We start from the raw sequence: 21,985 nt of genomic DNA, 5'->3' as shown, positions 1-21,985 counted from the left end.
CGATGACGATCTCACCGTCGAGTATCGAGCAGGTCATCCCCGGCCAGGGCGCGATGGCCCAGCCGTCGGCCGCGCCGGGCCGGACGAGGCGGCGCCGGTTCCGCTTCCTGACCAACGCCAAGACCGCGACCGGCGTGGTCGTCCTGGCCGGCTACGGCCTCTTCGCGATCATCGGGCCGTGGGTGGCCCCGTACGACCCGGACGGTCGCAGCGGCGACATCCTGCAGGCGCCGTCGGCCAGGCACTGGTTCGGCACCACGCATCTCGGGCAGGACATCTTCAGCCAGATCCTGGTCGGCACCCGCAGCGTCGTCCTCGTCGGTCTGTTCGCCGGCGTCCTGGCGACGATGCTGTCCATCGTCATCGGCGTGACGTCCGGCTACCTCGGCGGGTTGGCCGACGAGGCGGGCTCGGCGCTGTCCAACGTGTTCCTGGTGATCCCGGCGTTGCCGCTGATCATCATCGTGACGTCGATCGTCGACCAGGCCAGCGACACGTTGGTCGCGCTCATCATCGGTTGCACCTCGTGGGCGTGGGGCGCCCGGGTGCTGCGCGCCCAGACGCTGTCGCTGCGCCGCCGCGACTATGTCGAGGCGGCGCGGGCCACCGGCGAACGGACCTGGCGCATCATCCTGTTCGAGATCCTGCCCAACCTCACCGCGATCATCGCGTCCGGCTTCGTCGGCACGGTGATCTTCGCGGTGATGTCGGAGATCACGCTCGCGTTCATCGGCATCTCGTCGGTCTCCTCGTGGAACTGGGGCACGATCCTGTTCTGGGCGCAGGGCCAGCAGGCCCTCGCCCAGGGCGCCTGGTGGTGGTTCGTGCCGGCCGGGCTGGCCATCGCGCTGCTCGGCACCGCCCTCGCGCTGATCAACTTCGGCATCGACGAGTTCGTCAGCCCTCGGCTGCGCAGCGGCGGCCGGGCCCGGATCCGTACCGCCGACGGGCGCACGGCGCGGATGCGGGTGGGCTTCACCCCCGTCCTGGCGCCGACCGCAGCCGTCCCGGCCCCGCGCCGGCGGCCCGCCGCCGCGAACGAAAGAGGGCACCGATGAGCGAACCGGTCCTGGAGGTCCGCAAGCTCCGCGTCGACTACGGGCTCGGCGACGAGGCGGTACACGCCGTCCGCGACGTCGACCTGACCCTGCACCGGGGTGAGGTGCTGGGGCTGGCCGGGGAGAGCGGCAGCGGCAAGTCCACCCTGGCGTACGGGCTGACCCGGCTGCTGCCGCCACCCGGCGTGGTCAGCGGCGGGCAGGTGATCTACCACCCGCTCGAAGGCCCCCCGGTCGATGTGCTGACCCTGACCCCGGCGAAGCTGCGGCAGTTCCGCTGGGCGGAGACGTCCATCGTGTTCCAGGGCGCGATGAACTCGCTCAACCCGGTGCACCGGGTCTCCACCCAACTGCTCGACGTGATCAAGGCGCACGAGCCGAGAAGCACGGCGGCGGGCCGGCTGGCCCGGGCGCGGGAGCTGCTGCGCCTGGTCGGCATCTCCGCCGACCGGCTGGACAGCTACCCGCACCAGCTCTCCGGCGGGATGCGGCAACGGGTCATGATCGCCATGGCGCTGGCGCTGGAACCGCAGGTCGTCATCATGGACGAACCGACCACCGCGCTCGACGTGGTGATGCAGCGGCAGATCCTCGGCCAGCTCGCCGAGCTGCGGCAACGGCTGGGCTTCGCGGTGCTGTTCATCACCCACGATCTGTCGCTGCTGGTCGAGTTCTCCGACCGGATCGCCATCATGTACGGCGGCCGGATCGTCGAGGAGGCCCCCGCGGCCGAGCTGTACCGGCGGGCCCTGCACCCGTACACCGACGGGTTGCTGCACTCCTTCCCGGCGCTGCGCGGCCCCCGGCGCGAGCTGACCGGCATCCCGGGCTCCCCGCCGGACCTGCGCGCCATGCCGAGCGGATGCGCGTTCCACCCGCGCTGTCCGAAAGCGTTCGGCCCGTGCGACAAGGAGTTGCCGCCGCTTTGCCCGCCCGACGACGACCGCCCCGGGCGCGCCGTCGCCTGCTGGCTGCATCCCGCCGCCGAGCCGGTCCCCCGCTGACCGCCACCGCCCGACCGAACACCCGTGACCGCGAGGAGAACCATGGACACCGACCTCACCCGCCCGGCGACCACCGACGGCTCCAGGTCGCGGCGCGGCGTCAGACGCGCCGAGCTGGAACCGTCGCCCGGGCAGGCCGACCCGATCGACACCCTCCCGCCGACCTTCCGGTGGGGGGTGGCGACCTCGTCGTACCAGATCGAGGGGGCGGTGGCCGAGGACGGACGCACGCCGTCCATCTGGGACACCTTCTGCCGCGTTCCCGGGGCGGTGGCGGGCGGCGACACCGGCGACGTGGCCTGCGACCACTACCACCGGATGCCACAGGACGTCGGGCTCATCGCCGACCTGGAGCTGGACACGTACCGCTTCTCGGTGGCCTGGCCGCGGGTGCAGCCGGGCGGGCGCGGGCCGGCCAACCCGGACGGGCTGGCCTTCTACGACCGGCTGGTCGACGAGCTGCTCGGCCGGGGCATCGACCCGTGGGTGACCCTCTACCACTGGGACCTGCCGCAGGAGCTGGAGGACGCGGGCGGCTGGCCGCACCGGGACACCGCGTACCGGTTCGCCGACTACGCCGAGCTGGTCTTCGCCGAGCTCGGCGACCGGGTGAAGACCTGGACGACGCTGAACGAGCCGTGGTGCTCGGCGATGCTCGGCTACGCGTACGGCCAGCACGCCCCGGGCCGGCGGGACCTGGGCGACGGGATCGCCGCCGCCCACCACCTGCTGCTCGGCCACGGGCTGGCGGTGCGGCGCCTGCGGGCGGCCGCGACCGGCCCGATCGAGCTGGGCATCACGGTCAACCTGGCCACCGCCGACCCGGCCACCAACAACCCGGCCGACCGGGACGCGGCCCGGGCCTCCGACGGGCTGGGCAACCGGCTCTACCTGGACCCGCTGTTCCACGGGCGCTACCCGGCGGACGTGGTGGCGGACCTGGCCGCCGAGGGCGTCCGGCTCCCGATCGAGGACGGCGACCTGGCGGTCATCTCGTCCCCGATCGACGTGCTCGGCGTCAACTTCTACTTCGGGCAGCTCTTCTCCGGGGTGGACGAGCGGGGCCGGGAGCGGGACGACGAGGGCCGGCCGGTGCGGCGGGTGGTCCGGCGGGACCTGCCGCGTACCGCGATGGACTGGGAGATCGTGCCGGCGTCATTCACCGACCTGCTGGTGCGGCTGAGCCGGGACTACCCGGGCGTGCCGCTGGTGGTCACCGAGAACGGGGCGGCGTTCGACGACCGGCCGGACGCCGACGGGTTCGTGGCCGACGACGACCGGGTGGCGTACCTGGCCGAGCACCTGCGGGCGGTGGCCCGGGCGCGGCAGGCCGGGGCCGACGTGCGGGGCTACTTCGCCTGGTCGCTGCTGGACAACTTCGAGTGGGCGTACGGCTACGACAAGCGGTTCGGCATCGTCCGGGTGGACTACGACACCCAGCGGCGTACGCCGAAGCGCAGCGCGCACTGGTACCGCGACACGGTGCGGCGGGTGCGCGGGCAGCGCTGATCCACGGCCGGGGCGGCCGCGCGGGATCCTCCCGGGCGGCCGTCCGGCGCGCCCGGGCTGGCCGCCGGGCGTCGTCGCCGGCCCGGCGGGCTCAGCGGGTCCGGGTCCGCGGGCGCGGCGCCGGGCGCGCCGGGGTCACCCGGGCGGCCGGCTCGCGTGGCACGCCGCCGTCGCGCAGCAGCCGGGCCATCGGCAGGGTGGCCGCGCCCATCGCGACCGCGTCCGGTCCGAGCCGGCACAGCTCGATCGAGGCCTGGGCGTACGGCTGGCGAAGCGCGTGCCGCGCGGTGGCCGCGCGGATCTGCGGCAGGTAGCGCTCGCCGAGGGCCAGGCCGGCCCAGCCGCCGAGCACCACCCGCTCCGGGTTGAAGAGGTTGACCAGGGTGGCCACCCCGGCTCCGAGGTAGCCGACGGTCTCGTCGAGCACCTTCGCCGCCGTCCGGCCGGTGGACCGGAGCAACTCGCCGAAGGCGCTCTCCTCGTCGCCGCCGGCGGCTGGGCGGCCCCGGTTGGCCTGCCGGAACCGGTCGAGTACGCCCTCCGCCCCGACGTACGCCTCCAGGCAGCCGAGGTTGCCGCAGCGGCAGCGGCGCCCGCCGTACACGATGGTGGTGTGGCCCCACTCGCCGGCGCTGCTGTGCGCGCCGCGGTAGCCGACCCCGTCGGCGACCACGCAGGCCCCCACCCCGGAGCCGACCAGGGCGATGACGGCGTGCCGGACGCCGCGGCCGGCACCGAACCACATCTCGGCCTGGCCGAGGGTCTTCGCGCCGTTGTCGAGGTGGACCGGGACGTCGGTGCCGGCTCGCAGCATCGCGCCGAGCGGCACGCCGTCCCAGCCGAGCGTCTGGGCATGCACGACGGCGTCGGCGGTGCGCTCGACGGTCCCGGAGACGGCGACGCCGAGGCCGAGCACGGCGGCCGGGTCGACGCCGGCCTGCTCGATCACCGCGTCCAGGCCGTGCAGCAGGTGGGTGGCCACGTCCTGCGGATCGGGCTCGGCCGCGGCGATCGGGTACTCGGCCTTGGCCAGGGCGGTCATCGCCAGGTCGAAGAGCTCGACCTGCACCCGGGTCTCACCGACGTCGGCGCCGACCAGGTAGCCGTAGCCGGGGGCGACGCGCAGCAGCACCCGGGGACGGCCGCCGTCGGACTCGACCGACCCGGCCTCCTCGACGAGCCCCTCGGCGATCATCTCGCCGACCAGGTTGCTCACGCTGGCCAGGCTCAGCGCGGTGGTCTGGCCGAGCTCGTGGCGGCTGAGCGGGCCGTCCAGCCAGATCCGGGTGAGCAGCAGCGACCGGTTGGCACGGCGCATGTCGCGCACGGTGGTGCGTCTGGCGTCCACGTCCGCCGCCGTCCTCTCCCCGGTGCCGTCGTCGGGCGGCACCGTTCACGCCATGAACCAAGCGCCGACAGCGTACTGCGCATTTACATTTAACAAAGTTAACTGATAGCCTCCGAGGCATCGATGAGGAGGTATGTCATGCGACTTCGACGCGGGCTGACCGCCCTGCTCGGCGGCGCCGTACTGCTCGCCGCCACGGGCGCCCTGACGGCCACCACCGGCCTCGCCGCGACCGCCGGCCAGACCGCGCTGGCGACCTGCTCCGGCGTACCGGCCTGGGCCGAGGGCGTCACCTGGACCGCCGGCAGCCGGGCCACCTACACCGGCCGGCTCTACCAGGCGCTGCAGACGCACACCCCGCCGCCCGGCGCCGGCTGGACCCCGCCGGCCACCCCGGCGCTCTGGTCCGACCTCGGCGCCTGCGACGGCGCCCCGTCCCCCACGCCGACCACGTCGTCCCCCTCCCCCACGCCGAAACCCACCCCGACCCCCACGTCGACGCCGTCGCCCACCCCGTCGAGCCCGCCGCCGGGCGGCGACACCTGCGCGCTGAAGTCCCGGCCGGCCGGCAAGGTGCTCCAGGGCTACTGGGAGAGCTGGGACGGCGCGGCCAACGGCGTGCACCCCGGGCTCGGCTGGATACCGATCACCGACTCGCGCATCCGGACGCACGGCTACAACGTGGTCACCGCCGCCTTCCCGGTGATCCGCGCCGACGGCACCGTGCTGTGGGAGAACGGCATGGACGCCGGGGTCAAGGTGCCCACCCCCGCCGAGATGTGCCAGGCCAAGGCCGCCGGCCTGACCGTCCTGCTGTCCATCGGCGGCGCGACCGCCGGCATCGACCTCGGCTCGACCGCGGTCGCCGACCGGTTCGTCGCCACCGTCGTGCCGATCCTCAAGCGGTACAACTTCGACGGCATCGACATCGACATCGAGACCGGCTTGACCGGCAGCGGGAACATCAACCAGCTGTCGACCTCGCAGGCCAACCTGGTGCGGATCATCGACGGGGTGCTCGCCCAGATGCCCGCCGGGTTCGGCCTCACCATGGCCCCGGAGACCGCGTACGTCACCGGCGGCAGCGTGACCTACGGATCGATCTGGGGCGCGTACCTGCCGATCATCAAGCGCTACGTCGACAACGGCCGGCTCTGGTGGCTGAACATGCAGTACTACAACGGCAGCATGTACGGCTGCTCCGGCGACTCGTACTCCGCCGGCACCGTGCAGGGCTTCGTCGCGCAGACCAACTGCCTCAACACCGGACTGGTCGTGCAGGGCACCACCATCCGCGTCCCGTACGACCGGCAGGTCCCCGGCCTGCCGGCGCAGTCCGGCGCCGGTGGCGGGTACATGACCCCGTCGCTGGTGGGGCAGGCGTGGAACACCTACCAGGGCGGCCTCAAGGGGTTGATGACCTGGTCGATCAACTGGGACGGGTCGAAGGGCTGGACCTTCGGCGACAACGTCAAGGCCCTCCAGGGTCGCTGACCCGGGCCCGGTCACCGACGGGGCCCCGGCGGGGGCGGGCGGGGCCGACGGAACACCGACACCACTGGCCACGTACTGGCTCGGCGGGGTGCTGGCCGTGCTGCTCTGCGCCCGGCTCGGCCTGCGCGTGCTCGCCTCGCCGTAGGAGAGCGGGCCGGTCCCGGGTCAGGCCCGCCCGGTGGGCTGGGACAGCGCCCGGGTGACCACGGTCAGGTCCGCCGCACCGAGCCCCTGGCCCACGACGCGCTGCCACTCCGCGGCCAGGCACTCGGCGGCGAGGAACCGGCCCTCCTCGACCTCCCGCAACACCAGGTTCACGTCCTTGAGCGCCAGGGTGAGGGGGTACTGGGTCGTGTAGTCGTCCCGGCCGATCCGGTCCAGCTTCTCGCCGGCCCAGGGCGACAGCAGCGGGCTGCCACGCAGGGCGCCCAGCACGGTCTCGCGGTCCAGGGCGAGGGCGTCACCGAGCGCGACCGACGCGGCGAGCCCCTCGGCGACGAAGGCCAGCAGCAGGTTGTTCACCAACTTCAGCCGGGAACCGGCGCCGACCGGCCCGACCCAGACGGTCTGCTGCCCGACCGCGTCGAAGACCGGGGCGACCCGGTCGCGGACCTCCGCCGGCCCGGAGGCGAAGACGACCAGCTTCCCCTGCTCGGCCGGGCCGCGGCTGCCGGCCACCGGGGCATCCAGCAGCACGACGTCGGGACGCTCCGCCGTGACCTGCCGAGCGAACCGTTCGGTGTCGGTGACGCCGATGGTGCTCATCTGGGCCCAGACCGCGCCCTCGGCCATCGCGGCTAGCATCCCCTGGTCGAAGGCGATGGAACCGATGGCGTCGGCGTCGGTCACCATGGTCACCACGACGTCCGCCCCACCGGCCGCGTCGGCGGGGCTGGCGGCCACCTCCGCGCCCTGGTCGCCCAGCCGGCGGGCCGGCTCGGGGTGGCGGTTCCAGACGACCGTCGGCAGACCGGCCCGCAGCACGTTCCCGGCCATGGGCGCGCCCATCCCGCCGAGCCCGATCATCGCCACCCGTGGCTGCGCCATCCGTCCCCCGTTCCACCTCACCGGCAGCGTAGGTCAGCGCGGGCGGCCGTGGCTCCGAACGACGAGATCCGCACGCGATCGGCCTGACCGGTCACAACGGACGGACCAGTTCCCCGAACCAGCGTCGGCCCACCGCGAACGTGTCCCGGACGGCCAGCCCGGCGGCGTGCGCCGTGTCGTGCACCGCCACCGTGTCCAGCCGGGCCCAGCGGAACGCCCCGCTCCGGCACACCTTCCCCTGCGGTGAGCGGGAGGCCAGTCTGGCCTGCCCACGCCACAGGCCGGGCCCGGGGGGTTCCAGCTCGACGACGACTGAGCCGCCGGTCCGGATCAGCTCCCGGCACCGGCCGAGCAGGAGGCTCGGGTCGCCGCCGATGCCGATGTTGCCGTCGATGAGCAGGACGTGTGCCCAGCGTCCCTCGCCGGGCAGCGGCCCGAACACGTCCCGGTGGAGGGCGACGGCACCGCGCGCCCGGGTGAGCCGTACCGCGTGCGCGGAGACGTCGACCCCGACGGCGACGTGCCCGGCGCGGGCCAGGGCGAGGGTGAGCCGGCCCGGGCCGCAGCCGATGTCCAGGGTCGGGCCCGCGCACCGGGCGACCACCGCGGCGGTCGCCGGCTCCGGCGGACCGTGCCAGCGCCGGACCGGCAGCGCGTTGCGCCGACCGTCGTCCTGCACGAGCCAGTGCGCGCCGGGCTGCGCTTCGAGGGCGGCGGCGAAGACGTCCTCACCCCCGCCCGCCGCGGCCACCCACCGGCCGTCCGTGCCGAGGGCGTGCAGTGTCACCGGTACCCGCCGGGCACCAGCGTGGGGTGCAGCGCCGATACCTGGTACGCGAACCGGGTCTCCGGCGCCTCGGCGGCCACCGCGAGCGCGTCGGGCCAGGTGTCGACGTCGCGCAGCACCGGCAGGGTCAGCGTGCGCAGCCCGCGCCGGTCGAGGGCGGACCAGGTGCACTCGCCGGTCTCCGGGGTGGACATCGGCACCGCCCGCAGCGCGTCGGCCTGGCGCGGATCGCGCAACCCCAGCGCCCACCATCCGCCGTCCACCGCCCGCCCGAGCACCGCGTCGGCCAGGTCCAGCCGCTGGAACGCCCCGAGCAAATGCCCGGCGGTCACCTGCGGGGTGTCCATGCCAATCTGCAGCACCGGCCGTCCGGGCCAGGCCGCTGCCACGTCGGCGTGGGCGTTGGCGATCCGGTCGGCCAGGTCCCGACCTCGCTGCGGCAGCACCGTCCAGCCGATGAGCGCCGCGGTCAGGCCGGCGCCGTCCTCGCCGTCGGCGAGGCGTCCGCGTACGGCCAGGACCGGCGCCACCCCGGGCACGGCCCGGACGGCGTCGAGGGTGTCCCGGAGCGCGGCGGCGGCGATCCGGGCGGCCTGACCGGGGGTGGCCGGTGGGCAGAGCCGGGTCTTCACGGCCCCCGGCACGGGCGCCTTGGCCATCACCAGCAGCACCGTCACCGGGGTCCGCCCACGCTGCGCAGGACTCCGGCGAAGTCGCGGGTGGCGCGCAGCGTGCCGCGTACCGAGCCGGAGACCTTGGAGCGGGTGCCGGCGGCCCGTGGGCCGTAGCTGACGTCCAGCTCCTGGATCCGCCAGCCAGCGGCGGCTGCCCGGATCAGCAGTTCGAGGGGGTAACCGAAGGCCCGGTCGGTGACGCCCAGGGCGAGCAGCGCCTCGCGGCGGGCCACCCGGATCGGGCTGAGGTCGCGCAGCGGTACACCCCGGTGCCGCAGCAACGCCGCGATGAGCGCCGTGCCGGCGCGGGCGTGCCACGGCCAGGCTCCGGCGGAGACGGGCCGCCGCCGGCCCACGGTCAGGTCGGCGGCGCCGCCGGCCACCGGGGCGACCAGGGCGGGAAGTTCGGCGGGGTCGAAGGATCCGTCGGCGTCGAGCACGCAGACCAGGTCCGCCTCGGCGGCCACCAGCCCGGTGTGCACGGCGGCGCCGTAGCCTCGGCGGGGCTCGGGCACCACCCGGGCCCCGTGCCGGGCGGCGACCTCCGCCGAGCCGTCCCGGGAGCCGTTGTCCACCACGATCGCCCGGTAGCCGGGCGGCAGCGCGGTGAGCACGCCGGGCAGGGCGGCGGCCTCGTCGAGGCACGGCAGGACCACGTCGATCGGTGTGGACATACCGACGACGCTAGGCCGCCACCTGGGCCGCGGCAGGCAGATCGGACCTTACGGATCTGTTACCGGCGAAGCGATTCTTACCGGACGGTGACGATCCGACGGTTCGCCGGTCACCCGTCCCGGGAAGGCCGTACCGTCCGGTCGGCATGAGAACGACCACGAGGCGACCCGTCGCGCCCGGGCGGGCGCCGACCCGCTGGCGACGCGCCGACCTGACGGTGCTGGGCGTCGAGGCGGCGCTGGTCGTGCTGGCCGCCGCGGTCGGCGCGGTCCTCAACGCCCGCGGCGTGGGCCTGCACGCGGACGCCGCCCCGCTGTACGCGACCTGGCGGCCGCACCTCGGCTGGGGCACCCCGGCGGCGGTGCTGGTCGCGGCCGGGGTGGTCGGCGTCGGGGTGCGGTGGGCCGGTGCGGCGCGCTGGGGCCCGCTGCTCGGCCTCGCCTACCTGGCCTCGGTGGCGTGGACGCTGTCGCTGGCCCTGGTCGACGGCTGGTCGGCCGGGTTGACCGAACGGCTCACGCCGCAGGCGGAGTACCTGCACGAGGTGCCCGGGATCCGGGACGTCCCCGCCACGCTGGCCGGGTTCACGGGACGGATCCTGGACTTCCGGCCCGACTCCTGGTCGACCCACACCGCCGGGCACCCACCCGGCGCGCTACTGGTCTTCGTGGGGCTGGACCGGATCGGGCTCGGCGGGGGCACCGTTGCCGCACTGGCCTGCGTGCTGGTGGGCGCGAGCGTCACCGTCTCGGTGCCCGTGGCGCTGCGCTCGCTCGGCGCCGACGCCGCGGCCCGCGCGGTCCTGCCGTTCCTGGTGCTGCTGCCCGGGGCCGTGTGGGTGGGGGCGTCGGCGGACGGGCTGTTCGCCGGCGTGGTCGCGGCAGGTCTGGCGCTGCTGGCGGTACGCGGCCGGCTGGCCCCGGCCGTCGGTGGGCTGGTGCTGGGTTACGCGCTGTACCTGTCGTACGGCTTCGTGCTGGTCGGCTTGCTGGCGCTGGTGGTGCTGGCACTGCGTCCGGCGGACCGGATCGCCGCGCTGCTGTCCGCGGTCGCGGGAGTCGCCGGGGTGGTGGTGGCGTTCACGGCGGCGGGATTCTGGTGGTGGGACGGCTACCAGCGGGTGGTGGAGCGCTACTACCAGGGCTGGGCGGCCGACCGCCCCTACGGCTACTGGGTCTGGGCGAACCTGGCGGCGCTGGTGCTGTCCGCCGGCCCGGCGCTCGGGCCGGCGCTGCGCCGGGCGGTGCCGGCCGGAGTCGCGACGGTGCGGCGGCGCGGCCCGGGTGCCCGGCTCGTCGGGCCGGTGGCCGCCGCCGGGCCGACGGTGCTGCTGCCGGTGGCTGCGGCGGCGGTGGTGCTCGCGGCTGACCTGTCCGGGTTGAGCAAGGCCGAGGTGGAGCGGATCTGGCTGCCGTTCGCGGTATGGCTGCTGGTCGCCACCGCGCACCTGCCGCCGGCGACCCGCCGCTGGTGGCTGGCCGGGCAGGCGGCGACCGCGCTCGCGGTCAACCACCTGCTGTGGACGGTCTCCTGACCTGCCGCGGGGCCCGGCGTCGCCCGCGCTGCCGCCACGACGGGCAGCGCGGCGGGTCAGGCGTGCACGGCCGCCGGCTCGCGCAGCGGGTCGGTGGCGAAGGCGGTGACCCCGTCGGCGAAGCCGACCCGCGCGGTGTAGCCGAGCAGGTCGGCCGCCCGACGCGGATCGGCGACGACGTGCCGCACGTCGGCGGCGCGGGCGCCACCGACGACCAGCGGCGCCGGCCCGGCCATCGCGGCGGCCAGGGCCGCGGCCAGGTCACCGACCGTCCGCGGCTCGCCGGAACAGACGTTGACCGGCACCAGCGGCTGCGGCGGCGGCGTGGTGAGGGCCAGCAGGTTGGCCCGCGCCACGTCGGTGACGTGGACGAAGTCCCGCCGCTGCCGGCCGTCCTCCAGCACCCGCGGCGGCCGGCCGGCCGACAGCTCGGAGCGGAAGATCGAGGCCACCCCGGCGTACGGGGTGTCGCGGGGCATCCGGGGCCCGTAGACGTTGTGGTAGCGCAGGGCCCACACCCCGCCCCCGGTCTGCCGCGCCCAGGCGGCGGCCAGGTGCTCCTGGGCCAGCTTGGTGGCGGCGTACGTGCTGTGCGGCTCCAGCGGGGCGTCCTCGGGCACCAGGGCGGGGCTGAGGATGCCGCCGCACTGCGGGCAGGTCGGGTCGTAGCGGCCGGCGGCTAGGTCGGCGGGGCGGCGCGGGGCGGGTCGCACGGTGCCGTGCCGGGCGCACTCGTAACGGCCCTCGCCGTAGACGACCATGGAGCTGGCGAGCACCAGCCGGCGCACCCCGGCCCGGTGCATCGCGGCCAGCAGCACGGCGGTGGCGTAGTCGTTGTGGCTGGCGTACCCGGGGGCGTCCGACGGGTCGAGGCCGTGCCCGACCATCGCGGCCTGATGGCACACCGCGTCGACGCCGGGCAGCAGCCGGTCGAGCAGGTCGGGGTCGCGGACGTCGCCGACGATCGGGGCGTGCCGCCGGGACCACTCGGGCAGTTCGCCGCCGTGTGCCTGAGGCAGCAGCGCGTCCAGCGCCACCACCTCGTGCCCGTCGGCGGCGAGCAGGTCGGCGACCTGCGACCCGATGAAACCGGCCGCGCCGGTGACGAGTACCCGCATGCCGGTCAGGGTAGGTCGGTAGGCGGTCGCGGCGGGTCCGGTCGGCCAAGCCGTAAGGACCTGGCAACATCGCGGCCCGCGGGCCGGTAAGCGTTCCGTAATTCGGCAAACCGGGTCCGGCCGCCGAGGCCGCCCGTAGCCTGCCGGAGAGGGATCGGGTCGGCCGGCCGCCGCCGGGCGTCCCGGCGTCGGCAGTCGCGAGGAGGACCGGTGGGCGCGGAGAGCTCTCCCCCGGCCGGGGGTCCCCCGGCCGGGTCGGGGCGCGTGCCACCCGGCCGGCCGGCCTACGGTTTCCCCCGGCGGTGGTGGGCGTTCCTGGCCGAGCATCCCCCGCCCGGCGCGGCGACCGTGAACCGGCGGTGGCGCAGCCCGCTGCGCGGCCCGTGGCTCACCGCCATGTACGGGGTGGTCCTGCTCGTCGGTCTACCGCTGGTGTTCCTCACCGGGCTGCTGGACTACCTCGCCTACTCCCCGCAGTTCGGCCAGGCGTTCCCGCGTGACGTCGGGTGGCTGCGGCTGCCGCCGTTCGACTGGCCGACCCGCCCGTCCTGGCTGTTCCGGCTCACCCAGGGCCTGCACGTGGGGCTCGGGATCACGTTGATCCCGATCGTGCTGGCCAAGCTCTGGTCGGTGCTGCCGAAGCTGTTCGACTGGCCGCCGGCCCGGTCGGTGGCGCAGGTGCTGGAGCGGCTGTCCCTGCTCCTGCTGGTCGGCGGGATCCTCTTCGAGATCGTCACCGGCCTGCTCGACATCCAGTACGCGTACCTGTTCGGCTTCGACTTCTACACCGCCCACTACTTCGGCGCCTGGGTGTTCGTCGCCGCGCTGGTCGCGCACGTGGCGCTCAAGCTGCGGCGGATGCGCACCGCGCTGCGGTCCCGTTCGCTGCCCGAGGAGCTGATCACCTACCGCGCGGCGACCCGGCCCGAGCCGCCGGACCCGGACGAACTGGTGGCCGCCCGGCCCGGGCCGCCCACGATGAGCCGGCGCGGCGCGCTCGCCCTGGTCGGTGGGCTGTCGCTGCTGCTCGCCGCCCTCACCGTGGGGCAGCACCTCGACGGCCCGTGGCGGCGGACCGCGTTGTTGCTGCCCCGGGGGCGGCAGCCCGGGGCGGGCCGGACCGGCTTCCCGGTGAACCGGACCGCGGCCGCCGCCGGCGTCCGGGCCGCCGACACCGGGCCGGGCTGGCGGCTCACCCTGCGCGCCGGCGGGCGTACCGTCGCGGTGGACCGCGCCGGCCTGCTGGCCATGGCCCAGCACACGGTCACGCTGCCGATCGCCTGCGTGGAGGGCTGGTCGACCGTGCAGACCTGGACCGGGGTACGGCTGCGCGACCTGGCCGTCCTCGTCGGCGCGGACGGGATCGCCGCCGCGCACGTGCGGTCCCTGGAGAAGGCGGGGCTGTTCAAGCAGGCGACCCTGCAGGCCAACCAGGTCCTCGACGCGGACTCCGTGCTCGCCCTGCAGGTCAACGGCGTCGATCTCTCCCTCGACCACGGCTACCCGGCGCGGGTCATCGTCCCGGCCCTGCCCGGCGTGCACTGCACAAAGTGGGTGGCGGAGATCGAGTTCCGGAGCCGTACCGGTGGGTGACCTGGCGGCCCGGTTCCGGGCGGCGTACGGGGCGCCGGCCGGGCACCTGCTGCTGCTCGTCGGCGCCTTCGCGGTCGCCGGTTGGGTGGCGCTGCGGCTCGCCGCGGAACCGACCGCCGGCCGGATGCTGGTCTGGTTCGTCGGCGCGGCGATCGCACACGACTTCGTGCTGTTCCCGATCTACGGGCTGGCGGACCGCGTGCTGCAGCGCGCGCTCGGCACCCACGGCGTGCCGGCGTCGGGTCCCGCATTGCTGAACCACGTCCGGGTGCCGGCCCTCGCCTCGGGCCTGCTGTTCCTCGTCTACCTGCCCGGCATCCTGCGGTTGGGCCGGCCAACCTACCTGGCCGCGTCCGGGCAGGACCAGCGGCCGTTCCTGGCCCGCTGGCTGCTCGTCACGGCCGCCCTGTTCCTGGCCAGCGCCGTCGGTTACGTGCTGCGCCGGTGGTGGGCGCGGCGCCGCTGAATCGTCGGCCGTCGTCGGCGAATGGGACCGGTTGGCGCTGTTCATTGCCGAATCGGTTGCCTACTGCGATGACGCGAGGCGATGCGCAATCTGCGTGTGTCCGGGCTGCGGCATTTCGCTGACGGGCGATAACGGACCGAACCACAGCATTTTCGGTGTCCACTCGCAGCTCGCCGGTCGAATCGGGTGTCCTACGAGGTTTTGCCTGCTGGGCCTCGCCTCGATCCGGTTTGGCGAGCACGCCCGATGCCCGGGTGCGGGCCGGCCGGTCAGGGGTGGTTCGGCCTCCGGCGATTACCGCAGAGGTAGACGGAAATGTAGCCGCCAACGCCTTGCTCCGATATGGGCGGAGGGATACGATCCCGCCGAAACGATCTTGGAGAGGGGCTGAAGTGTCGACCGCGAAACGTATGAAAACGGGGCTGATCGCGGCGCTGACACCGATAGTGGTGCTCGGCGTCGTCGCTCAGCCGGCGCGGGCGGACGTGTCCGCGCCGCCGATCAAGACCTACGAAGGAGATCCCGGCCGGCTCGGCGACCCGGCGAGCTGGCGCACCGCTGAGTTCAACCGGGACGCCGGCCTGGTGTCGATGGGAGCGGAGTTCGCCTACGCCGCCGGTTACTCCGGCGCCGGGATGAACATCGGCGTCATCGACTCGGGCGTCTTCGCCGGGCACGTCCGGGAGCACGGCAGCCTGGAGACGAACTACGCCGTCGGGGACCGCTACTTCTCGGTGGAAGCCCAGGGTGGCGAGACCGGTCCGACGTCGGGGTTCTACAACCAGGCGTACAACGACAGCCACGGCACGCACGTCACCGGGACCATCGGGGCGAGCCGCGACGGTGTCGGCGAGACGCAACCGGGCGGACCTGCCGCCAACATGCACGGGGTCGCGTTCAACAGCAACGTGTACATGGGCAACACCCACAAGACGGACGGCGTGCTCTACGGTCTCCTGCCGGCGACCGCGACCGCCGCCCAGAAGCCGGACGACGCCTACCTCGCCAACGTCTACCGGGCCGTGAACGCCGCCGAGACGGCGAACGGCAAGCCCGTCAGGATCATCACCAGCAGCTGGGGCAGCCAGCCCAACACGGAGAACTACAACACGTACGACACGCCGCCCGGCAGCCCCGCGGGCTTCGGTCTGAACACGGCGTGGCGCCTCTGGTCCACCCCGGACGGCGTGGTCGACGCGAACGGCAGCAGCGTCCGCTGGCTGAACGGCGCCATCGACGCCGCGCGCACCGGCACGGTCATCCAGTTCACCGCAGGCAACAGCGGCTACGTGAACCCGTCGCCGCGCGGCGCCGCGCCGTACTTCCTGCCCGAACTGGAGGGCAGCTGGTACACCACCTCGGGGATCAACCCCACGGTGGGGCGCACGTTCAACCCGGACGGGTCCGTCCTGGTGCCGGGTCAGCAGACGTTCAACCAGTGCGGCGTCGCGAAGTGGTCCTGCGTGACGGCGCCGAGCAACGGGATCAACAGCACCACCGTGTCGGTCGTCAACGGGGTGCCGGAAGCCCGCTACGGGAGTTCGTCGGGAACGTCGATGGCCGGGCCGCACTCGGCGGCCGCGCTGTCGCTGATCATGCAGCGCTTCCCGTACCTGACCAACGAGCAGGCGCTGTACACGATGTTCACCACCGGCCGGCAGAACAACACGATCAGTGACGCCTCCGGCGTCGCCGTGCCGAACCCCACCCGGGGCCAGATCGTGCAGGTTCCGGACAGCCGCAACGGCTGGCACACGGTCAGCCTGCGGGAGGCCATGAAGGGACCGGGCCAGTTCCTGGGGCCGTTCGTCGTCGACACGCAGGGACAGAGTGACGTGTGGTCGAACGACATCTCCGACGTCGCGATCCGGGCGCGCCAGCAGGAGGACGCCGCCGAGGCGGCCGCCTGGGCGGCGACCAAGGTCGCCAAGGGCTGGACGCAGGGTCTGCCCGCCGACGCGAGCGACGCCGACAAGTCGGACTACGCCATCGGGACCCGCCGCGAGCAGGCCCGCAACGCCCGCGCCTACGAGGGCAGCCTCACCAAGCGTGGCGAGGGCACCCTGTTCCTCACCGGCAACGAGACCTGGCACGGGACCAGCACGGTCCTCGGCGGCAAGCTCTCGGTCGTCGGCTCGCACGCGAGCTCGATCGACGTGCGCGGCGGGACGCTCGGCGGCAGCGGCAGCGTGGCGGCGGGCGTCACCGTCACCGGCGGCGTGCTGCGGCCCGGTCTCGCGGCCGACGAGGCGGCGCAGATCACCGATGCCGCCGTCGCCCCGGGCAACGTCCTGAACATCGGCGGGAACGTGACGATCGGCAACGAGGGTCGCGTCGCCGTCACCATCTCCGGCGACCACGACTACACCAGCGTTCGGGCCACGGGCGCTCTGGCGCTGGCCGGAAACCTGGACCTGGACGTGCGCGGCCCGCTCACCCCGGGCACCGTGCTGACGATCATGAGCGGCAGCTCGATCAGCGGCAGCTTCCACGCGCTGCCCGAGAACCGGGTCCTGAACGCCGGCGGTCACCTGTTCCGGGTGTCCTACAAGGACAGCAGCATGACCCTGACCGTCCTGCGCGCGTTGCCGACCGCGCAGTAGTCCGTGTTCATGTCGTCCCACGCGGAGCTGAGGGACTGACCGGGACAGGACGGTAGACCGTGGGCCGCGACGCCGGAAACGGCCTCGCGGCCCACGCCGTCGAACAGGGCATCGAGCACCCGCCGGGCGGTCAGCGCCCCGCCGGGCGGGTCAGATGCCACCGTCGACGTGCAGCGTCTCCCCGGTGATGTAGGAGGACTGGTCGCTCAGCAGGAAGGCGACCGCGTCGGCGACCTCCTCCGGCCGCCCGTAGCGCCGCAACGCGATGATCTGGCGGTGGCGTTCGACGTACGCCTGCCGCTCCGCCGAGGAGTCCCGTGCCGCTTCCTCGGTCTCGATGGTGCCCGGAGCCACCACGTTGACCCGGATGCCCTGCGGGCTCAGTTCCTTGGCCAGCGAACGCATCAGCCCGACGAGGCCGGCCTTCGCCGCGGTGTAGTGCGCCCGCAGCGGGATTCCGACCGTGGCCGCCCGGGACCCGATGGCCACCACCGACGTGCCCGCGGTCATCAGCGGCAGTGCCTTGTTGACGAGGAGGTACGCCGCGGTGAGCGTGGTGTCCACCACCCGGTGCCACTCCTGGGGCGTCAGCTCGGCGAACCGCACCGGGCTGATCACCCCCGCGTTGTGCACCAGACCGTGCAGCGTACGGTGGCCGCTCCCGGCCTCGTCGACGAGCCGCTCGACGTCCTCGACGTCGGTCACGTCGGCCCGGATCAGCCGGTGGCTGCCCGGCGTCTCCTTGAGTTGGTGGGCGAGCGCCTCGACGTGCTCACCCTCGGTCCGGTAGCAGGCGACCACGTTCGCCCCGGCGGCGGCCAGTCCGAGGGTGATGCCCCGACCGATGCCGCGGGCGCCTCCGGTGACGATGACATTCTTGCCGGCGAGTTGACCGATCATGGCTCTCCCTCTTCTCGCGCTGGGGCGACCGACCGAGCTGTTCCCGCGACTGTCCGACCGGGAACGGGAACCTTCAGCACCGGGTGGCCGACGCGCCGGACCGTCGGCTGCGGTCCGCTCGATGATCTGCGTGGTCAGGCGCGTGTCGGCCTCGGTCTGTGCAGTGAGGTGTCGCTCCGCGACCGCGTCGTCCAGACAGGACCGTCGGTCTTCAGCTCGAACTGTCGGCTAGCGCGGCTCGGTGTCGTCCGGCTTGTCCCGATGTTCCCAGAACACAGATATGAATGCCAGACGGAAAGGGTTTCGGTACTTTGCGGCCCTCGTCCGGGAGCCCAGTTGGTGCCGAGAGCGGCAGGTCACCTCGCCACGAGCCGCGGCGGCAGATGCGTGCTCATGGCCGGTCACCCGCACCCGCGGCGCTGACGGCTGGCCGCTGCCGCAGGTCGAGCGTCCAGTTCTGGCCGACGAGGTCGTGGCCGAAGCTGTGGTGCCGCTCCTCACCGGTGAGGACGAAGCCGACGGCCGCATAGATTCTGCGTGCGGACACCAGCACGTCGTTGGTCCACAACGTGACCTGCCGGTAGCCGGCCGCGCGAGCGAAGGCGACGCACGTCTCGACCAGGCGGGTGCCGACGCCGAGGCCACGCGCGGCCTGGGTGACCAGCAGGATCCGCAGCTTGGCCACCCCGGGCTCGCCGTCGGCGACACAGAAGACACATCCCACGCGTGCGCCGTCGACCTCGGCGATCCAGGCCGCCTCCCGGCTCGGGTCGTGGTCCGTGGCGTAGTCGGCGACGATCCTGGCCACCAGCGCCTCGAAGTCGGTGTCCCAGCCGAACTGCTGGTCGTACACCTCGCCGTGGGCCATCACCACCCAGCCCAGGTCGCCGGGGCGGTCCGCCCGGCGCACCACGACTCGCGGCTGACGGTCCTGCTGCGACATGGGCCACCCTCCCGGCTCCCTGGCCAACGGCTCCCGCCACTGACACAACTGTTTCAGTAGCGGGTACGCTACCCCCATGTCGCAGGACCCGACAACGCCGTCCCCCCGGCAGATCGAGCTGTTGGAGGCCGCCTACCGGTACGTGCTCGAGCACGGCCTGGCCGACCTGTCACTGCGTCCGCTCGCCGCGGCCATCGGCTCAAGCCCCCGGGTGCTGATGTTCCTCTTCGGCAACAAGGACGGCCTGGTGCGGGCGCTGCTCGCGCGGGCCCGCACCGACGAGCTCGCGATCCTGGACCGCCTCGGACAGGCCAGCCATGGCGCGCCCATCGGGCTGGTCCCGGCGGTCGAGCAGGTCTGGGCGTGGCTCGCTGCCGAGGAGCATCGGCGGCTGCTGCGGCTCTGGGTCGAGGCGTACGCCCGCTCCCTCGTCGAGCCCGACGGCGCGTGGGCCGGGTTCGCCCGCGCGACCGTGCACGACTGGCTCGCCGTCCTGGCCGCCTGCCAACCACCGCCCGAGCGGAACAGCGAGGCGGGCGCCGTCCGCCGCACCCTGGCCCTGGCGGTGCTCCGCGGCGCTCTGCTCGACCTCCTCGCCACCGGTGACCGGCACCGGGTCACGGCCGCCGTCCGACACCATCTCGCCCTGTTGCCTCATCCGCGGGGATCTGGCGAGCACGGCGGCTCCCGATACTCGCAGAACAAGACATGAAGCCAGACCGAGGGGTTCTCGGTACCCGGCCACGCCGGGCGGCTGCTCGCCGCCCGGCATACGGGATTGCCGACTGATTCCACCGGCGGAGTCCCCAGTGGGCTTCCGCGGCTACCGCGTCGGCCGCATGGCGCGGGGCGGGACGAACGTGGTGAACGCCGGTGGCATGGATGCGTCGGTGAAGGTCCGTCCGAGGTCCAGCACCAGCTGGTATTGCTCACCGAGAGCCCTCGCCGTCTCGTTCGTCGTCCGCGGGCCGGTGTCCGGCCAGCGGCCGGTCTCGATCCGGGTGAAGAGGGTGCGCAGCATGGTGATCTCCTCGGCTGCGCTGAACGAGCAGTGCCCACCCCGGTCGACGTAGAGCTGCCGCAGCTTGCCGGGGTCGCCGGCGCGCCGGACCTGGTCGGCGTACCAGCGTTCCTGGTGGGGCGGCGCGCCACCGTCGCCCGTCGTGTGCATGGTGACCACCGGCACCGGGGTCCGCCCGGACGGGATGCCGACGCGGAGCAGGTAGTCGACCGCGGCCGGGTCGGCGGCGATCCGCGGGGCGCCGGCGAGCCGGTCCAGGTCGGCCCGCAGGTCGAGCCCCGCCGCCCGGTAGGCATGCCGCACCTGAGGGTGCTGTGCCGACCGGACGAGTTGCTGGCGGTAGTCCACCCCGACGTTCGAGGACGGGTTGCCCCCGGCCCGGCGCTCGAGGTCCAGCCGTCCCGGCGGGCCGAAGCCGAGGCTGTACGCGTACTGCAGCCACTCGGCCTGGTTGCGGGTCCGCTCGACGGGGTCGGTGGGGCGTGGCTCGTGCGCCGAGTACCAGCCGGTGACGTTGTTCAGCGCGGCGGCCAGCGCGATCCTGGCCCGGCCCTGCTCGGTGCCGAGCGCCTGCTGGATGGCGTCGGTGAGGGCCTGCGCGTCGGCCGCCGGGTCGTTGGGGCGTACCAGGTCGATGTCCTGGCCGGGCGCGAGCAGGGTACGGACCGCGAAGAGCACGTCCAGCCCGGTGTTGAAGAGGGCCTGGGTGTCGTACGCGCCGCACATCGTCGCCACGCCGGCGAACCGCCGCGGGTGGCGCTCGGCGAGCTGGACGGCGATCCCCCCGCCCATCGACTGCCCGGTGGCGATCGTGCGCCGGGGCACCCCGACGTGGTCCTCGAACCAGTCCAGCAACGCGATCTGGTCGCGCAACCCGCGCTCCACCGCGTAGCCGAAGCCGCCGTCCGCGAACTGGGAGGCGGCCATGGCGTAGCCGTGGTCGAGCAGCCAGGCCTCGGTCTCGGACCGGTCCGGCGGCCGATTGGTCAGGCCGATGCCGAAGGACGGGAAGCCCTCCGGAAGGTACCCGTGGCTGTACAGCAGCAGGGTGCCGTTCCAGCGGTGCGGCAGTTCGATCCGGAAGTCGGCGCCGTCGATGGTGCCGGTGATGGTGCGCCGGCCGGGTTCCGTGGTGGCCGCCGCGGTGGCGACCGCCGGGGGCGCGGCCACGCCCACCGCGGCCACCAGGGCGGCGGTCAAGGTCAGTCGTCTCGTCACGCGGGTCATCGCACGCATGGGCCTGCTCCACTCCCCTCGTCCTGGCTCAGGCGTAGAGCGGGGCGCCGGTCTCCAGCAGGGACTTCAGGTCGCTGAGGACCTCCGCCCAGCCACCGCCGGCACCCTCGACGTCGCCGTTGACCTGCGCCATGGTCTGCGGCGCGCCGGCGAGTTCGTGGATCACGGTGAGGCACGTGACCCCGTCGTGCCGCTCGGCGATCTCGTACGTCAACCGGGTGGCCGGCTCGTCGAGCCAGGTGGGCCGCCAGGTCTGCACCAGCCGGACCGGCGGGTCCACCTCGATCACCTCACCCTCGACCGGCACCTCGGGCATGCCGGCCTGCTGGTGCTCCTTGATGGCGAAGGCACGGTAGCGGCCGCCGGGCCGCAGGTCGTAGTCGGCGATGCCCTGGTAGCCGTACCGCCGGGTCCACTCGGGCTTGGTGATGGCGTCCCAGACGGCCTGCGGCGTGGCCTTGATGTACACCCGGTAGACCTTGGTGGTCCCGGTCGTCGTCGTGGTGGTCATGTCCTGTCCTCCGGTTCGTCGCGTTCGAGCTCGGCCTTGAGGTCCAGCAGCGCCCTGGTGTGGCCTTCCGTGTACTTGTCGATCCACCGGTCGTGGATCAGCCGGATCGGCACCGGGTTGAGGAAGTGCAGCTTCTCCCGGCCCTGCCGCCTGGTGACCACGAGGCCGGCGTCCTCCAGCAGGCGCAGATGCTTCATGACCCCGAAGCGGGTCATCTCCAGCTCGGACTCCAACTGCGTCAGCGTCTGGCCGTCGCGCACGAAGAGGGAGTCGAGCAGGGCTCGTCGGGTCGGATCGGCGAGTGCCTTGAACACCAGGTCCTCGTCGTTCACGGGAATCAGAATAGGTGACCGAATGGTCACATGTCAACGCCCGCCATTTGCGACGATTGCCGCCGACGCGCGGCGGGCCGGCCGAACGCGACGAGTACGTCCGGCGGTGCGCCGGCTGACGCGCCGGCCGCC

Annotated in this window: 20 protein-coding genes; 9 read left to right on the top strand and 11 right to left on the bottom strand. The window is 73.7% G+C overall.

From position 1 onward, the window contains the following. Window positions 1-2 precede the first annotated feature (2 nt). From ACGF4F_RS20125 to ACGF4F_RS20115, 3 genes are read left to right on the top strand one after another with little or no spacing between them, the layout of a single operon-like run. Window positions 3-1,058 (top strand): ABC transporter permease, encoded by a 1,056-nt coding sequence (locus ACGF4F_RS20125; protein ID WP_357438919.1) that lies wholly within the window; start codon window positions 3-5, stop codon window positions 1,056-1,058. After that, window positions 1,055-2,062: an ABC transporter ATP-binding protein gene (locus ACGF4F_RS20120; RefSeq protein ID WP_357438922.1), complete on the top strand. Its 1,008-nt coding sequence runs from the start codon at window positions 1,055-1,057 to the stop codon at window positions 2,060-2,062. Before ACGF4F_RS20125 ends, ACGF4F_RS20120 begins: the two co-directional genes overlap by 4 nt. A gap of 42 nt (window positions 2,063-2,104) precedes the next feature. Next, a complete protein-coding gene (locus tag ACGF4F_RS20115; protein WP_357438925.1) occupies window positions 2,105-3,571 on the top strand; it encodes a GH1 family beta-glucosidase in 1,467 nt (488 codons plus the stop codon). A 91-nt stretch (window positions 3,572-3,662) separates the two neighbouring features. On the opposite strand, the gene ACGF4F_RS20110 is transcribed toward ACGF4F_RS20115, so the two are convergent. Continuing rightward, window positions 3,663-4,961, bottom strand: a complete 1,299-nt coding sequence (locus tag ACGF4F_RS20110; RefSeq protein WP_357438928.1) for an ROK family transcriptional regulator — start codon at window positions 4,959-4,961, stop codon at window positions 3,663-3,665. Between the two features lie 96 nt (window positions 4,962-5,057). Between ACGF4F_RS20110 and ACGF4F_RS20105 the strand changes: the two genes are divergently transcribed. Continuing rightward, window positions 5,058-6,413, top strand: coding sequence for a glycosyl hydrolase family 18 protein (locus tag ACGF4F_RS20105; RefSeq protein WP_357438931.1), 1,356 nt, complete (start codon window positions 5,058-5,060; stop codon window positions 6,411-6,413). 165 nt (window positions 6,414-6,578) lie between these two features. On the opposite strand, the gene ACGF4F_RS20100 is transcribed toward ACGF4F_RS20105, so the two are convergent. The 4 genes from ACGF4F_RS20100 to ACGF4F_RS20085 all read right to left on the bottom strand — a co-directional run bounded on the left by ACGF4F_RS20100 (window position 6,579) and on the right by ACGF4F_RS20085 (window position 9,595). Continuing rightward, complete coding sequence (locus ACGF4F_RS20100) at window positions 6,579-7,460, bottom strand: NAD(P)-dependent oxidoreductase (protein ID WP_357438934.1); 882 nt, start codon at window positions 7,458-7,460, stop codon at window positions 6,579-6,581. A 91-nt stretch (window positions 7,461-7,551) separates the two neighbouring features. Then, a complete protein-coding gene (locus tag ACGF4F_RS20095; RefSeq protein ID WP_393079078.1) occupies window positions 7,552-8,247 on the bottom strand; it encodes a class I SAM-dependent methyltransferase in 696 nt (231 codons plus the stop codon). Beyond that, window positions 8,244-8,924: a DUF2064 domain-containing protein gene (locus ACGF4F_RS20090; protein ID WP_357438936.1), complete on the bottom strand. Its 681-nt coding sequence runs from the start codon at window positions 8,922-8,924 to the stop codon at window positions 8,244-8,246. Before ACGF4F_RS20090 ends, ACGF4F_RS20095 begins: the two co-directional genes overlap by 4 nt. After that, window positions 8,921-9,595 carry a glycosyltransferase family 2 protein gene (locus ACGF4F_RS20085; protein WP_357438938.1) on the bottom strand — a complete coding sequence of 225 codons (675 nt, stop codon included), beginning with the start codon at window positions 9,593-9,595 and terminating at the stop codon, window positions 8,921-8,923. The genes ACGF4F_RS20090 and ACGF4F_RS20085 overlap by 4 nt, the downstream gene beginning before the upstream one ends. A gap of 146 nt (window positions 9,596-9,741) precedes the next feature. Between ACGF4F_RS20085 and ACGF4F_RS20080 the strand changes: the two genes are divergently transcribed. Then, the gene (locus ACGF4F_RS20080; protein WP_357438941.1) at window positions 9,742-11,130 is read left to right on the top strand and encodes a hypothetical protein; all 1,389 of its coding nucleotides are present in this window, start codon (window positions 9,742-9,744) and stop codon (window positions 11,128-11,130) included. 56 nt (window positions 11,131-11,186) lie between these two features. On the opposite strand, the gene ACGF4F_RS20075 is transcribed toward ACGF4F_RS20080, so the two are convergent. Further along, window positions 11,187-12,248, bottom strand: a complete 1,062-nt coding sequence (locus tag ACGF4F_RS20075; protein WP_357438943.1) for an NAD-dependent epimerase/dehydratase family protein — start codon at window positions 12,246-12,248, stop codon at window positions 11,187-11,189. 264 nt (window positions 12,249-12,512) lie between these two features. Between ACGF4F_RS20075 and ACGF4F_RS20070 the strand changes: the two genes are divergently transcribed. From ACGF4F_RS20070 to ACGF4F_RS20060, 3 genes are all read left to right on the top strand, one after another. Next, complete coding sequence (locus tag ACGF4F_RS20070; protein ID WP_393079329.1) at window positions 12,513-13,841, top strand: molybdopterin-dependent oxidoreductase; 1,329 nt, start codon at window positions 12,513-12,515, stop codon at window positions 13,839-13,841. Further along, a complete protein-coding gene (locus ACGF4F_RS20065; protein WP_357438945.1) occupies window positions 13,834-14,307 on the top strand; it encodes a hypothetical protein in 474 nt (157 codons plus the stop codon). Before ACGF4F_RS20070 ends, ACGF4F_RS20065 begins: the two co-directional genes overlap by 8 nt. Before the next feature lie 410 nt (window positions 14,308-14,717). After that, window positions 14,718-16,910, top strand: a complete 2,193-nt coding sequence (locus ACGF4F_RS20060; protein WP_357438947.1) for a S8 family serine peptidase — start codon at window positions 14,718-14,720, stop codon at window positions 16,908-16,910. A gap of 150 nt (window positions 16,911-17,060) precedes the next feature. Here the strand turns inward: ACGF4F_RS20060 and ACGF4F_RS20055 are convergent, their stop codons facing one another. Both ACGF4F_RS20055 and ACGF4F_RS20050 read right to left on the bottom strand, forming a co-directional pair. Further along, window positions 17,061-17,810: an SDR family NAD(P)-dependent oxidoreductase gene (locus ACGF4F_RS20055; protein WP_357438949.1), complete on the bottom strand. Its 750-nt coding sequence runs from the start codon at window positions 17,808-17,810 to the stop codon at window positions 17,061-17,063. A gap of 391 nt (window positions 17,811-18,201) precedes the next feature. Next, the gene (locus ACGF4F_RS20050) at window positions 18,202-18,753 is read right to left on the bottom strand and encodes a GNAT family N-acetyltransferase (RefSeq protein WP_357438951.1); all 552 of its coding nucleotides are present in this window, start codon (window positions 18,751-18,753) and stop codon (window positions 18,202-18,204) included. A 76-nt stretch (window positions 18,754-18,829) separates the two neighbouring features. Between ACGF4F_RS20050 and ACGF4F_RS20045 the strand changes: the two genes are divergently transcribed. Continuing rightward, window positions 18,830-19,465, top strand: coding sequence for a TetR/AcrR family transcriptional regulator (locus tag ACGF4F_RS20045; RefSeq protein WP_357438954.1), 636 nt, complete (start codon window positions 18,830-18,832; stop codon window positions 19,463-19,465). A 111-nt stretch (window positions 19,466-19,576) separates the two neighbouring features. Here the strand turns inward: ACGF4F_RS20045 and ACGF4F_RS20040 are convergent, their stop codons facing one another. The 3 genes from ACGF4F_RS20040 to ACGF4F_RS20030 are packed head-to-tail and all read right to left on the bottom strand — an operon-like array spanning window position 19,577 to window position 21,853. Continuing rightward, the gene (locus ACGF4F_RS20040) at window positions 19,577-20,992 is read right to left on the bottom strand and encodes an alpha/beta hydrolase family protein (protein ID WP_393079070.1); all 1,416 of its coding nucleotides are present in this window, start codon (window positions 20,990-20,992) and stop codon (window positions 19,577-19,579) included. Between the two features lie 46 nt (window positions 20,993-21,038). Further along, window positions 21,039-21,521, bottom strand: a complete 483-nt coding sequence (locus ACGF4F_RS20035; RefSeq protein WP_357438959.1) for an SRPBCC family protein — start codon at window positions 21,519-21,521, stop codon at window positions 21,039-21,041. Continuing rightward, window positions 21,518-21,853, bottom strand: coding sequence for a helix-turn-helix transcriptional regulator (locus ACGF4F_RS20030; RefSeq protein ID WP_073835152.1), 336 nt, complete (start codon window positions 21,851-21,853; stop codon window positions 21,518-21,520). Before ACGF4F_RS20030 ends, ACGF4F_RS20035 begins: the two co-directional genes overlap by 4 nt. Window positions 21,854-21,985 lie beyond the last annotated feature (132 nt).

It is taken from the genome of Micromonospora sp. NPDC047740 (assembly GCF_043204735.1).
Classification (GTDB): domain Bacteria; phylum Actinomycetota; class Actinomycetes; order Mycobacteriales; family Micromonosporaceae; genus Micromonospora.
Note: the sequence above shows the minus strand (reverse complement) of the source record. Positions and strands in the feature narration are given on the sequence as shown.

Excerpts from the sequence above, each read along its gene's own strand:
- ACGF4F_RS20125 (WP_357438919.1), top strand. The coding sequence starts at position 3 with ATGACGATCTCACCGTCGAGTATCGAGCAGGTCATCCCCGGCCAGGGC.
- ACGF4F_RS20120 (WP_357438922.1), top strand. The coding sequence starts at position 1,055 with ATGAGCGAACCGGTCCTGGAGGTCCGCAAGCTCCGCGTCGACTACGGG.
- ACGF4F_RS20115 (WP_357438925.1), top strand. The coding sequence starts at position 2,105 with ATGGACACCGACCTCACCCGCCCGGCGACCACCGACGGCTCCAGGTCG.
- ACGF4F_RS20105 (WP_357438931.1), top strand. The coding sequence starts at position 5,058 with ATGCGACTTCGACGCGGGCTGACCGCCCTGCTCGGCGGCGCCGTACTG.
- ACGF4F_RS20100 (WP_357438934.1), bottom strand. The coding sequence starts at position 7,460 with ATGGCGCAGCCACGGGTGGCGATGATCGGGCTCGGCGGGATGGGCGCG.
- ACGF4F_RS20085 (WP_357438938.1), bottom strand. The coding sequence starts at position 9,595 with ATGTCCACACCGATCGACGTGGTCCTGCCGTGCCTCGACGAGGCCGCC.
- ACGF4F_RS20080 (WP_357438941.1), top strand. The coding sequence starts at position 9,742 with ATGAGAACGACCACGAGGCGACCCGTCGCGCCCGGGCGGGCGCCGACC.
- ACGF4F_RS20075 (WP_357438943.1), bottom strand. The coding sequence starts at position 12,248 with ATGCGGGTACTCGTCACCGGCGCGGCCGGTTTCATCGGGTCGCAGGTC.
- ACGF4F_RS20060 (WP_357438947.1), top strand. The coding sequence starts at position 14,718 with ATGAAAACGGGGCTGATCGCGGCGCTGACACCGATAGTGGTGCTCGGC.
- ACGF4F_RS20055 (WP_357438949.1), bottom strand. The coding sequence starts at position 17,810 with ATGATCGGTCAACTCGCCGGCAAGAATGTCATCGTCACCGGAGGCGCC.
- ACGF4F_RS20050 (WP_357438951.1), bottom strand. The coding sequence starts at position 18,753 with ATGTCGCAGCAGGACCGTCAGCCGCGAGTCGTGGTGCGCCGGGCGGAC.
- ACGF4F_RS20045 (WP_357438954.1), top strand. The coding sequence starts at position 18,830 with ATGTCGCAGGACCCGACAACGCCGTCCCCCCGGCAGATCGAGCTGTTG.
- ACGF4F_RS20035 (WP_357438959.1), bottom strand. The coding sequence starts at position 21,521 with ATGACCACCACGACGACGACCGGGACCACCAAGGTCTACCGGGTGTAC.